The sequence below is a fragment of the Bartonella silvatica genome, from assembly GCF_040545155.1.
Taxonomy (GTDB): domain Bacteria; phylum Pseudomonadota; class Alphaproteobacteria; order Rhizobiales; family Rhizobiaceae; genus Bartonella; species Bartonella silvatica.
In genome coordinates this window covers 188,596-202,131 of the sequence record NZ_JBEPLI010000001.1, presented here as the reverse complement: position 1 = coordinate 202,131, position 13,536 = coordinate 188,596, and the positions used below count along the sequence as shown (strand labels likewise).

Annotated in this window: 11 protein-coding genes; 5 read left to right on the top strand and 6 right to left on the bottom strand. The window is 37.9% G+C overall.

Annotated elements, in window-relative coordinates; all coding sequences use genetic code 11:
• Positions 1 to 18: 18 nt before the first annotated feature.
• From ABID23_RS00760 to ABID23_RS00735, 6 genes are all read right to left on the bottom strand, one after another.
• Complete coding sequence (locus tag ABID23_RS00760; RefSeq protein WP_354188339.1) at positions 19 to 3,006, bottom strand: 2-oxoglutarate dehydrogenase E1 component; 2,988 nt, start codon at positions 3,004 to 3,006, stop codon at positions 19 to 21.
• A gap of 169 nt (positions 3,007 to 3,175) precedes the next feature.
• A complete protein-coding gene (sucD, locus tag ABID23_RS00755) occupies positions 3,176 to 4,078 on the bottom strand; it encodes a succinate--CoA ligase subunit alpha (RefSeq protein ID WP_354188337.1) in 903 nt (300 codons plus the stop codon).
• 3 nt (positions 4,079 to 4,081) lie between these two features.
• Entirely contained in the window at positions 4,082 to 5,278 is a 1,197-nt protein-coding gene (gene sucC, locus ABID23_RS00750; protein WP_354188335.1) for an ADP-forming succinate--CoA ligase subunit beta, read from the bottom strand.
• 92 nt (positions 5,279 to 5,370) lie between these two features.
• The gene (gene mdh / locus ABID23_RS00745) at positions 5,371 to 6,333 is read right to left on the bottom strand and encodes a malate dehydrogenase (RefSeq protein ID WP_354188334.1); all 963 of its coding nucleotides are present in this window, start codon (positions 6,331 to 6,333) and stop codon (positions 5,371 to 5,373) included.
• A 283-nt stretch (positions 6,334 to 6,616) separates the two neighbouring features.
• The gene (zapE, locus tag ABID23_RS00740) at positions 6,617 to 7,795 is read right to left on the bottom strand and encodes a cell division protein ZapE (protein ID WP_354188333.1); all 1,179 of its coding nucleotides are present in this window, start codon (positions 7,793 to 7,795) and stop codon (positions 6,617 to 6,619) included.
• An 88-nt stretch (positions 7,796 to 7,883) separates the two neighbouring features.
• Entirely contained in the window at positions 7,884 to 8,432 is a 549-nt protein-coding gene (locus tag ABID23_RS00735; protein WP_354188332.1) for an AprI/Inh family metalloprotease inhibitor, read from the bottom strand.
• A gap of 234 nt (positions 8,433 to 8,666) precedes the next feature.
• Between ABID23_RS00735 and dapF the strand changes: the two genes are divergently transcribed.
• From dapF to gloB, 5 genes are all read left to right on the top strand, one after another.
• The gene (gene dapF / locus ABID23_RS00730) at positions 8,667 to 9,518 is read left to right on the top strand and encodes a diaminopimelate epimerase (protein WP_354188330.1); all 852 of its coding nucleotides are present in this window, start codon (positions 8,667 to 8,669) and stop codon (positions 9,516 to 9,518) included.
• Entirely contained in the window at positions 9,518 to 10,801 is a 1,284-nt protein-coding gene (gene mtaB, locus ABID23_RS00725) for a tRNA (N(6)-L-threonylcarbamoyladenosine(37)-C(2))-methylthiotransferase MtaB (protein WP_354188328.1), read from the top strand. The genes dapF and mtaB overlap by 1 nt, the downstream gene beginning before the upstream one ends.
• 14 nt (positions 10,802 to 10,815) lie before the next feature.
• Complete coding sequence (gene ftsY, locus ABID23_RS00720; protein WP_354188326.1) at positions 10,816 to 12,012, top strand: signal recognition particle-docking protein FtsY; 1,197 nt, start codon at positions 10,816 to 10,818, stop codon at positions 12,010 to 12,012.
• The gene (locus tag ABID23_RS00715) at positions 12,009 to 12,698 is read left to right on the top strand and encodes a septation protein A (protein WP_354188324.1); all 690 of its coding nucleotides are present in this window, start codon (positions 12,009 to 12,011) and stop codon (positions 12,696 to 12,698) included. The genes ftsY and ABID23_RS00715 overlap by 4 nt, the downstream gene beginning before the upstream one ends.
• 76 nt (positions 12,699 to 12,774) lie before the next feature.
• Complete coding sequence (gene gloB, locus ABID23_RS00710) at positions 12,775 to 13,536, top strand: hydroxyacylglutathione hydrolase (RefSeq protein WP_354188322.1); 762 nt, start codon at positions 12,775 to 12,777, stop codon at positions 13,534 to 13,536.

Sequence of the window (13,536 nt, the reverse complement as noted above, 5' to 3'; positions counted from 1 at the left end):
TATCAGATTAGTCATAAATTAAGAGCCTAATGCATCTTCAAGAAATGCAGCAAGCTGTTCAAGATGTTTCGCCATCAACCCAGAAGCTGGTGACGCACTTGCAGGACGTCCTGCATAACGTGCACGTGAATATTGCGCTTTAACATGTGTCAAAACCCATTCTAAATAAGGCTCAATAAACGACCAAGCCCCCATATTCTTTGGTTCCTCTTGGCACCAAACAACTTCTGCTTGCAAAAATCGGGACAACACATCCACCAAAGCTTTGGCAGGAAAAGGATAAAGTTGCTCAACGCGAAGCAAATAAACATCATCAATCCCCCTCTTTTCACGTTCTTCATAAAGATCGTAATAAACCTTGCCCGTGCAAAGAACAATACGACGAATTTTATTATCTTTCTGCAATTTAACGACAGAATCTTTAAGAGTTTCTGCATCATCAAGTAACAAACGGTAAAAACTTGTTTCTGGTCCCATTTCACTGAGAGAAGAAACTGCTCTCTTATGACGCAAAAGTGATTTAGGCGTCATCAAAATCAATGGTTTACGAAAGTCACGCTTAATCTGCCGACGCAAAATATGAAAATAATTTGCGGGAGTTGTACAATTAGCAACCTGCATATTATCCTCTGCACAAAGTTGCAGAAAACGTTCCAAACGCGCTGAAGAATGCTCAGGCCCCTGCCCTTCAAAACCATGCGGTAACAAACACACAAGACCAGACATACGAAGCCACTTGCGCTCTGCAGATGAAATAAATTGATCAAAAATGACCTGCGCACCGTTGGAAAAATCACCAAATTGTGCTTCCCAAAGCGTTAACCCGCGCGGCTCTGCAAGAGAATAGCCATATTCGAAACCAAGAACAGCTTCTTCAGAAAGCATAGAATTAACAACTTCGTAAAATGCTTGCCCTTTTCGCAAATTATTTAAAGGGATATAACGTGTTTCATTTTCTTGATCATAAAGAACTGAATGACGTTGTGAAAAAGTTCCACGTTCAACATCCTCACCAGAAAGACGAACCGGCGCTCCTTCTAAACAGAGTGAACCAAAAGCAAGAGCTTCAGCCGTTGCCCAATCCACACCTTCACCAGTCTCAAAAATTTTAGCACGGTTGTTTAAAAAACGCTGAATCGTTTTATGAACATGAAAATCTTCCGGAACTTTGACAAGTTTTTCACCAATTTCTTTTAAAGTTTTTAACTCAACACCTGTCGTCTTACTAAGTTGATCATCAGTATTATTGGAAGCTTTAAGTCCCGTCCAATTTCCATCAAGCCAATCAGCTTTATCAGGTTTATAAGAAGTACTTGCTTCAAACTCAGCTTCAAGTTTATCACGCCATAGCTTTTTTTGACTTTCAATTTCTTCTACACTAACAACACCTTCTGCAACGAGTTTTTCTCCATAAAGCTGAAGAGTTGTTTTATGATTACGGATCGCCTTATACATAAGCGGCTGTGTAAAAGAAGGTTCGTCACCTTCATTATGTCCATAACGACGATAACAGAACATATCGATGACTACAGGTTTATGAAAAATCTGACGAAACTCTGTAGCTATTTTTGTAACAAAAACAACAGCTTCAGGATCATCACCATTTACGTGAAAAATCGGAGCGTCGATCATTTTTGCTACATCTGATGGATAAGGTGAAGAGCGTAAAAAACGTGGATCTGTTGTAAAACCGATTTGATTATTGATAATCACATGAAGTGATCCAGCAACGCTATAACCTTTAAGACCGGAAAGACCAAATGTTTCCTGAATAACCCCCTGCCCTGCAAAAGCAGCATCACCATGAAGAAGCAATGGCAAAACCTTAGAACGCTCACTTAATGGGAGTGCATCACTGTGTGTAACCCCCACAAGTTGATCTTGTTTAGCACGTGCCTTTCCAACAACAACGGGATCAACAATTTCAAGGTGAGATGGATTGGCCAAAAGTGACAAATGAACTTTCTTACCATCAAATTCAAGATCAGCTGAAGTCCCCAAATGATACTTGACATCTCCCGATCCTTCTACATCATCAGGCTTATAAGACCCACCTTTGAATTCATGAAAAATAGCCCGATGCGGTTTTGCAAGAACTTGTGAAAGAACATTTAAACGACCACGATGTGCCATTCCTAAAACAACTTCTTGAACACCCAAAGCACTTGCATATTTAATAATCTGTCCAAGAGCTGGAATTAATGCTTCACCACCATCAAGACCAAAACGCTTTGTTCCTTTATACTTTGTATCTAAAAACTGCTCAAACCCCTCCGCCTCAATAAGTTTTTTAAGAATAAATTTCTTACCTTCTTGTGTGAAGGTAACATTTTGACTTGGTCCCTCAATACGCTCTTGAAGCCATGCCTTTTGAACAGGATCAGAAATATGCATATACTCCATACCAATCGTTGAGCAATAGGTACGATTGAGGATCTCAAGCATTTGTGAAATAGTCGCATATTCCACCCCCAAAACATTATCAATAAAAATGGGGCGTTCATAATCAGCAGAAGTAAAACCATAAGTCTCTGGAGAAAGCTCCTTGTAATCTTCAAGTTTCTCCGCCAATTGAAGAGGATCAAGCTGCGCACGAAGATGCCCACGTGCACGAAAAGCATGAATCATCATAAGAGCATGTACAGAATCACGCGTTGCTCGAATAATATCCTGTTCGTTAGAAGTTATTCCTTTTTGTGCAGCCTTTTCCTTCAACTTATCAGAAACACGTTTTTCAAGACCAGACCAATCACTATCGAGAGCAGAAACCAATTCACCATTTGCTTTTAAAGGCCAATGATCACGCTGCCACGTTGCTCCTTCAGCGTTTCTAAGCACATCCTCTTTTTTATCATGAAGGTTTTCAAAAAAAGTACGCCACTGTGAATCTACACTGGTGGGATCTTTTTCATATTCGGCATAAAGCTGATCTATATAATCTGCATTTCCACCGTATAAAAATGACGTTTGTGCAAAAAGACTGTTTATTTCGTCTTGCCTTGCCATAGACTTCTCCGGAACACCTATTCCGTCTCCTTATATTTCTTCATATTTTTTCTAATCTTTAAACATTTACAAAATAAATAAAAATTAAAAAACTCAAAAAAGCTTTACCCTTTTACATTCAACACTTCATGTGAACAAAGATATCCCCTCATTCACATGAAGCTCTCTTTTATCCTTTTAAAACCGACACCAAGGTTTTCCCTATCTGTGATGGTGAAGGGGAAACCCGAATCCCAGCGGATTCCATGGCAGCAATTTTATCCTCTGCCCCACCTTTTCCACCAGAGATAACAGCACCAGCATGCCCCATTGTACGCCCTGGAGGAGCCGTACGACCAGCAATAAAACCAACCACCGGTTTTTTACGACCTTTTTTTGCTTCATCTTTGAGAAACTGTGCAGCTTCTTCTTCAGCAGAACCACCAATCTCACCAATCATAACAATAGACTGCGTCTCATCATCTGCTAAAAACATTTCTAAGACATCAATAAATTCAGTACCCTTAACAGGATCACCACCAATACCAATAGCTGTTGTTTGTCCAAGACCTTCATTGCTTGTCTGGAAAACAGCTTCATATGTTAAAGTTCCTGACCGCGAGACAACCCCAACGGACCCCTTTCTAAAAATAGACCCAGGCATAATACCAATTTTACATTCATTTGGCGTAAGAACACCAGGGCAATTAGGACCAATGAGACGTGATTTTGATTTCTCTAATTTTGCCTTTACTTTCACCATATCCATAACAGGAATGCCTTCGGTAATACAAATAATCAAACGAATTTCAGCATCAATAGCTTCTATAATTGCTGCCGCAGCCCCTGCGGGAGGAACATAAATAACAGAAGCATCAGCACCTGTTTTTTCTTTTCCTTCTGCCACACTGGAAAAAATAGGCAAAGCCTCACCTTTTGAGCCCTGCCATGTTTCACCACCCTTTTTAGGATTAACACCACCAACCATTTGTGTGCCATGATAAGCAAGAGCTTGTTCTGTATGAAATGTTCCTGTTTTTCCTGTAAGCCCCTGAACCAGAACTTTTGTATCTTTATTCACAAGAATCGACATAACTTAAGCTCCCTTCACGGCTTCAACAATTTTGTGAGCAGCATCATCCAAATCATCAGCTGGAATAACATTCAAACCACTATCACTGATAATGGTTTTACCCTGTTCAACATTTGTACCTTCAAGACGAACAACCAAAGGAACCTTTAAACCAACTTCCCGAACAGCTGCAACAACGCCCTCAGCAATAACATCGCAACGCATAATACCACCAAAGATATTAACCAAAATACCTTTAACATTTGGATCAGCCGTAATAATTTTAAAAGCAGCCGTCACTTTTTCTTTTGAAGCTCCACCACCGACATCAAGAAAATTCGCTGGCTCTGCTCCATAAAGCTTAATAATATCCATTGTTGCCATGGCAAGTCCTGCACCATTAACCATACAACCAATAGTGCCTTCAAGAGCAACATAAGCAAGATCATGCTTTGATGCTTCTATTTCTTTGGGGTCTTCTTCCGAAACATCACGCAATTCCAAAATATCTGGATGGCGAAATAAAGCATTGTTATCAAAAGAAACCTTTGCATCAAGAACACGCAAATGGCCATTTGTCATAACAATAAGTGGATTAATTTCAAGAAGACTCATATCTTTTTCACAAAACGCCTTGTAGAGAATTGGAAAAAGCTTCTGACCATCTTCCCTTGCACTATCACGCAACTCTAATGCATCACAAAGTCTTGTACAGTCGGCAGAAGTAACACCCTGTTCTGCATCAATAGGGAGAGTGAGTATTTTCTCCGGTGTTTCTTCAGCAACTGTTTCAATATCCATTCCCCCTTCCGTTGAAACAACGAAAGCAACCCGGCCAACACTACGATCAACCAAAAGCGAAAGATAGAGCTCTCGCTCAATATCCGCACCATCTTCAATGTAAAGTCGATTAACTTGCTTACCTTCTGGACCAGTTTGTTTGGTTACCAAAGTGCTACCAAGCATTTCCTTTACATTGGCAACAACTTCTTCAACAGATTGTGCAAGTCGAACCCCACCCTTTGCATCAGGACCAAGCTCTTTAAACTTCCCTTTACCACGACCACCAGCGTGTATTTGACTTTTTACGACATAAAGTGGACCAGGCAGTTTTTCAGCCCATTTTTCAGCTTGCTCTACAGAATAAACAGCAACACCATTTGCAATGGGCGCTCCATACTCATGAAGCAGACGTTTGGCCTGATATTCATGGATATTCATGCATTTGTCCTTTTCTTTTAGGGTTTATTTTATTAATCCTCAAATCATAATATTTAAAATACTCTGTTTTAATAAACAGAATCTTGCTTGTTTTATTTAAGAGCAGGCACAATAGAAATGCAGGCTTCACAGAGTTTTTGCACTGCACTGACTGAACGCTCAAAAGCACTTCTTTCTTCTTTATCAAGATCAATTTCAATAACCCGCTCAACACCGCCCGCACCAAGTACAACAGGAACACCAACATAGGTATCATTAACCCCATACTCTCCCGAAAGATAGGCTGCAACAGGAGCAACACGCTTAGTGTCTTTTAAATAAGCTTCAGCCATAGAAACGGCAGAAGCTGCTGGTGCGTAAAAAGCAGATCCTGTTTTTAACAAACCAACAATTTCTGCTCCACCATCGCGGGTACGCTGGATAATTTGATCAATTCTCTCTTGTGTTGTCCACCCCATTTTCACAAGATCAGGCAAAGAAATACCACCAACCGTTGAATAACGTACCAAAGGCACCATTGAATCACCATGCCCCCCTAAAACAAACGCTGTCACATCCTTAACAGAGACCTTAAACTCTTTAGATAAGAAATGGCGAAAACGTGCAGAATCAAGAACACCAGCCATACCGACAACTTTATGCGTGGGGAGACCTGAAAACTTTTGTAATGCCCATACCATTGCATCAAGAGGGTTGGTAATGCAAATAACAAACGCCGAAGGTGCGTATTTTTTTATCCCCGTACCAACTTGTTCCATTACCTTTAAGTTAATGTCCAAAAGATCATCGCGACTCATGCCAGGTTTTCTTGGGACACCTGCAGTTACAATAACAACATCAGCGCCCTCAATTGCCTCATAGGCATTAGCACCCTTTAAACTGATATCAAAACCATCAACGGGTGAAGATTCAGCAATATCAAGAGCTTTACCCTGTGATATACCCTCGGCAATATCAAATAAGACAACATCACCGAGTTCTTTCATTCCGATAATATGTGCTAAAGTCCCACCGATCATACCCGAACCAATGAGAGCTATTTTTTTTCGTGCCATTTTATTTTCCCTAATGTTATAGAACTCAACGTATACTTATCAGCGCTGGTATATTAAATATTTTCTTTCGTTTTAGTCACACTTTTAATGATATCCCAACAAGAAAAATTTCATTAAACTTCTTAATTCCACAGAAGTAATAACTCTCCACAGAAAGGTACTCTTCAAAAATTACTACAATATATCGATAAAGTGATTTTTTTTAAATACAAGAGAATTATTACACTTCTTTTAAATTCAAAAAGTCATTACTTTTTCAGTTTACGCAAAGGTAACGCCATAGTCAACTTTTCCCTTTCAAAAGAAAACGCTCTGTCCAAATTTCTAAATACTCTTGACTCTGCATCTCAAAAAGACGCGATTGGGTTCTCTGAAATTCAAAAGTTTCAGGCGTCTGCGCACGCCCCTTATATAAATCCTCAAGCTTTGCTGCTGCTGATATAAACAATCTTATGTGACGCTCATAAAGAACATCAATAAGTAAAATAAATCGTTTTGTTTCATTGCGACATGTATCATCCATCACTGGTACATTATCGATAAAAATTGTATGATAAAGTTCCCCTAAAGCCAAATATTCTGCAGCAGCCAACGGTTTCGCGCATAAATCTTTAAAATCAAAGCGCGCCCCCCCCTCTCCAGTCCTTGGAATATAAATAAGACGCCCCTTTATCGAAAGTTCATGAGATATTTCTTTCTGTCCTTGCAGAACCGATTCCCACGCTTGATTCATATATTTATCTGCTCCAAATCCTAAAGGCGTTATATACACATGTTGTAGATTAGATTTTTCAAGACGATAATCTGTTTTTGCATCAAGGTTAAAAATATGAACATGTGCTTTTAATACCTTAATAAAAGGCAAAAACAGCTCTCTATTTAAACCATTATAATAAAGGTCATCAGGAGCAACATTTGAAGTTGCAACAAAAAAAACGCCTTTATCAAATAAAGCAGAAATCAGACGGCCAAGGACCATAGCATCAGCAATATCTGTGACACTAAATTCATCAAAACACAGCACCCGAGCTTCTCGTGCAAGATCTTCAGCAACAGCTAAAATAGGATTAATTTGTCCAGATTTTGCGTTTATAGATGCTTGACGATAGATATTAATACGTTCATGCACATCAGCCATAAAGTCATTAAAATGAGCACGTTTTTTACGTTTCTGCGGTAAACAAGAAAAGAACAAATCCATCATCATCGTTTTTCCCCGTCCTACATCACCATAAATATACAGCCCTTTGAAGGAATTTCCCCCATCAGCTTGTTTTGAAGAACGAGCAGGGAGGGGGGGCTTAAAAAAACGATTCCAAAAAGCCAAAGGACGAGGAATATTTTTCTGCGTAATTTCTTCTAATAAACGGTCAAAATGCTCTGTTAAAGCCAGTTGAGCTGGATCAAAACTAATTTTTCTTTCTAAAACCAACTCTTCATAGCATTTCGAAACCAAAGCCATCAAAACAACCTTTTTAAATGAAAAGCATATGTTTTTTCACAAAAAAATATACATACTTTTTCACCTTTTTATAATATGCTAAAATGGTCTAACGGCTTAAAATAACGAGATGGTTATCAAGTGTGCGCCCCTCGAAACGATCAATATCAGAAGAGTAAAGAGCAACGATAACACGTCCTGAGTTATTATAGAAATATAATCTTTTTCCCTTAATACCCCACGAATTTACCTGAGAAATAATCCCTGGACAATTTAAAGGACCAGCACGATACCCTTGACCAAATTTTGTTTGTGGTGTCGCAATTCGGCAAGTTTTACCACTCACAGAAAGTTTCCACACTCCAGCAATACTTGCAGGGAATAACTCAATGGCATTGCCTGGTAGTTCAAGACTAGCCATTTGCCCATCACTTTGAGAACTTCCTCTCTCATACATAGAAACATCTTCTGTCTCAGATCTTAATGAACGAGAAGAGGGTGAATCAGATATTATTTCAAATGTTGGTATTTCGTGAAGAGAATAAGAAGCTTCTACTGCATTGTCGCGATCATCACTGTCAAAGCGTAATGTTGAACATCCTTCTAACAAAGTTACAGCTAACAATACAACAAGCAACAAAATTTTTGAAAATGACATTTTTATACTCTCTCCCATAATAACAAGTCGGCTCACTTAAAGAAATAAGGAAATATTCGTTATACGGTATTTTACAAAGATAAATTAACAAATTAAAAAAAACAGCGTAAAATTTATCTCTTTTGAAAAATAAATATTTTTTGCCATCAGTTTTATATTCAAAAAACACTAGAAATTGATAAGATTCCTAGTAATATATCTTTTGTGGGTCATCATTAAAAATAGAGAAACTTCATGAAAACACCATTCAGCAAAATGAACGGTCTTGGAAATAAAATTATCATTGCTGATATGCGTGAAAGTACACATGTACTGACACAGCAAGCAATCCTTACATTAGCAGCAGATCCTCAAACACATTTTGATCAAATTATGGTTATTCGTCCCTCCTTCCAAAATGAAGCCGATTTTCACATTGAAATATGGAATGCGGATGGTTCAATGGCGAATGCTTGTGGTAATGGTACCCGTTGTGTCATTGCATGGCTTACAGATAAAAATCTTGGTGATTTTTTTCGATTAGAAATGCCATCTGGAATAATTGAAGGTAACCGCCAAACCAACGGTCTTATATCTGTTGATATGGGATGCCCAAGTTTCAATGCAAAAGATATGCCTGTTTCACGTGAAATAGTTGATACCAATCATGTAGAAATTGCTACTGGCCCCTTACAAGATGCTAGCCTTGTATCCATTGGTAATCTCCACGCTATCTTTTTTGTTGGACCTAATATTCAAGATTTTCCATTAGAAAAATATGGACCAAAACTTGAACATGATCCTCTTTTTCCAGAACGATGCAATATTTCTATTGCTTACGTTATGTCAAAAAAAAGTCTAAGTTTACGCACATGGGAACGAGGTTCCGGATTAACACAAGCATGTGGAAGTGCTGCTTGTGCAAGTGCAGTGGCAGCCTATCGACGCGGACTCACAAAACGCCATATTGATGTAAATTTACCAGGGGGAACACTTAATATTTTTTACAGAGAAGACAATCATATTATTATGACAGGTCCAATCGAGTATGAATTTAGTGGTTTTCTCAATCCATTAACAGGCAGCTATAAAAAGGATTGCTTTTAATGTCAGTAAAAGTTGTAACATTTGGTTGCCGATTAAATAGCTACGAATCGGAAATAATACGCAAAGAAAGTACCTCTTCAGGGCTTGATCAACTCAAAGATGGTGCTATCATTTTTAACACTTGTGCTGTCACTGCAGAAGCTGTAAGACAAGCAAAACAAGCAATCCGCAAAGCAAGGCGTGAAAATCCTCATGCTCGTATTATTGTAACGGGGTGTGCAGCACAAACAGAAGGACAAAATTTTGCTTCTATGACAGAGGTGGATCTTGTTTTGGGCAATGAAGAGAAACTTCATGCTCACTCTTATCGTCAACTTCCAGACTTTGGCGAAAACCATTCTGAAAAGTTGCGTATTAATAACGTCATGGAAGTGCAAACAATTGCTCCACATATGGTAAATGCAATGGAAGAACGTACGCGTGCCTTTGTACAGGTACAAAATGGATGCGACCATCGCTGTACATTTTGCATTATTCCCTATGGACGTGGACCATCACGCTCAGTCCCCATGGGTGCTGTCATTGAACAAATTAAAAAACTTATAGATAATGGCATTCAGGAAGTGGTTCTAACAGGAGTAGATCTTACAAGCTATGGTCATGATCTTCCCGGAAAAGCAAATTTAGGAAAGTTAACTTCCACCATTTTACATCATGTTCCTGATCTACCTCGATTGCGCCTTTCATCCATCGATTCTATTGAAGCAGATGAAGAACTCATCAACATTTTAGCCTATGAAAATAGAATTATGCCACACTTGCATTTATCCTTACAAGCAGGTGATAATATGATTTTAAAAAGAATGAAACGGCGACATTTGCGTGAACATGCAATTCAATTTTGCCAAGATTTACGAGCCAAACGCCCCCAAATGGTTTATGGTGCTGATCTAATTGCTGGCTTTCCCACTGAAACAGAAGAGATGTTTCAAAATAGTCTTTCTTTGATTAATGATTGTCATTTAACACATCTCCATGTTTTTCCTTTTAGTCCAAGAGAAGGGACACCTGCCGCACGTATGCCACAAATCAATCGTAGAGTGATTAAAGAACGTGCAGAAAGGTTGCGCAAAGCGGGGGAGGTGGCTTACCAAAAACACCTTGCCCACCTACAAAATAGCCAACAGATAATTCTTGTTGAAAAAGATGGGATAGGAAGAACAGAAGATTACACTCTCGTACAAATCAAAGGTGCAAAAGCTGGGACAATTGTTCAAGCTCTTATTGTTGACCATGATGATGATAAGTTGATTGCTATCCTTCCAAAATTAAATGCAGCTTGAGCGGGAAATTTTTCATGACAAAATCTTTTATTAAAAAAATATTCTCTTTTAATAAATCTAAAGAACAAGAAACAGAATTGGCTTTAACGCTTCATGAAGTGGATATAACAGAAGAGAAAGAATATAAAAATGTAAAAAACGAACAGTACCCTGTAAATAAAGAAAAAGAAGAACAAATAAAAAGTCAAAATATAGTCTCTAAATGGAATTCAGAAAAAATAATTGTCAGCGATACAATTCGTGAAAAAAAAAATGAAGAGTTTTCATCTGTATCCTCTGGCGAACAGAAAAAGACAGAATGGTTTGGTCGCTTAAAAAAAGGATTATCTCTTTCCTCACAACGTTTAAGCGAATCAATTGGGGATCTTTTTGTTAAGGGAAAACTTAATGAAGATATATTACAAGATCTGGAAGATATTCTTATTCAAGCTGATCTCGGTATAGAAACAACCAAACACGTCATAGATACTTTAGCTTCTAGCCGCTATGAAAAGAATTTAACTCCAGATAACATTCAAAGCATCATGGCAGAAGAAATAAAAAAAGTTTTAGAACCTGTTGCCATTCCACTAGAGCTTGACCTTAGTCATAAACCTCACGTTATTTTACTGGTCGGTGTTAATGGCACTGGAAAAACAACAACTATTGGAAAACTTGCAGGAAAACTCACCTCAGGAGGTTTAAAAGTTATGTTAGCTGCCGGTGATACATTCCGAGCCGCAGCTATCGAACAATTGCATATTTGGGGAGAACGCACAGGCTCTCCTGTTGTTTCAACAAAAATAGGGGCCGATGCTGCAAGTTTAGCATTTGATGCTTATGAAAAAGCAAAAAAAGCAAACAGCGATGTATTAATTATTGATACAGCTGGACGCCTACAAAATAAAACTGAACTGATGGATGAATTGGCGAAAATTATTCGTGTTTTAAATAAAAATACTCCCCAAGCACCCCATACAGTTCTTCAAACACTTGATGCAACAACTGGGCAAAATGCACTAAACCAAGTGGATATTTTTCATAATGTTGCTGGTGTTAACGGCTTAATAATGACAAAACTTGACGGTACCGCACGAGGAGGAATTCTTGTTTCCATCGCAGCAAAGTATAAATTACCCGTCTACTTTATCGGTGTAGGAGAAAATATAGAGGATCTACAACCTTTTTCTGCTTCTGATTTTGCCGAGAGTATCACAGGAAAATACACATGAAAAAATCTTTATTTAAAACCAATTCACGTAATAATCCCAATGTTAAAAATATTGATAACAATCAAAAGATACCCCTTTCACCAACGCTTAAATTCCTATTAGAAATGGGGCCCCTGATTGCATTCTTTTTTGCTAACTACAAAGGAGAATGGTTAATAAATAATATTAGCCTTTTTAAAAGCTTTAATAAACCTATTTTTCCTGCCACAGCTATTTTCATGATAGCAATCATCATTGCGTTAAGCTTATCATGGATACTTGCACGAAAAATTCCTATAATGCCTCTTATCTCAGGTTTCTTTGTTCTAATATTTGGATTTTTAACTCTTTGGCTTCACAATGATACCTTCATCAAAATGAAACCAACAATTATTAATGCCTTATTTGCTATCATTCTTTTTACTGGCATATTTTTAAAAAAACCGCTTTTGCGTTATGCTCTCGATTCTACTTTAAAACTTGATGATTTAGGGTGGCACAAACTTACCTATCGATGGGCGTTTTTTTTCATTTTTCTTGCTCTTTTGAATGAAATAATCTGGCGCAACTTTAGTGATACATTCTGGGCAAATTTTAAAGTATTTGGTGTTATGCCCATAACAGTTCTTTTCATGCTTACCCAAATGCCACTTATTATAAAACACTCACAGGGACTTTTTCCAGAAAAAGATAATTCTAATCCTTAAAGAAAACACATCTATAATTGTAAATTATAGATTGTTTCATAGGTTTATTACGGAACACTGTTCATGGAGGAAATATATGTTGATTGAACAGTTCATCTGTCGAAAAGATAATTTTGGGGTACTCATTCATGATGAAAAAAGCGGCTACACAGCTGCCATTGATGCACCTGAAAGTAAAGCAATTCATGATACCTTAAAACGCCATAACTGGACACTTCAAACTATTTTTATAACGCATCATCATCATGATCATGTGAAAGCAGTAGCAGAATTAAAAAAAACTTATAAAGCTATAGTGATAGGACCAGAAGCGGAAAAAGAAAAAATAAATGATCTCGATAAAACACTTCAACCTGATGAAAGTTTTTTCTTTGGCTCCTACAAAATCTTAGCTCTTTCAACGCCTGGTCATACACTAGGCGCTTTATCTTACTATATTCCTGAAAAAAAATTACTTTTTGCTGGAGATACACTTTTTTCACTTGGCTGTGGACGCCTTTTTGAAGGAACACCTGCACACATGCTGGGTTCTTTAAAAAAGCTTCGCCAGCTCCCTGATGAAACACTTCTTTATTGTGGACATGAATATACCAAACAGAATGCTCTTTTTGCATTAACAATTGATCCACACAATAAAAAACTTCATCAAAGGGTAGAAGATGTTTTTTTGTTGCGTGCAAAAAATGCCATGACCCTACCCGTCACTTTAGGACAAGAAAAAACAACAAATCCCTTTCTTCGCTGGGATAATCACGCAATCAGAAAAAAACTTTTGATGAATGATGCCACAAATGAAGAAGTTTTCGCTGAAATTAGAAAAAGAAAGGATAATTTTTAA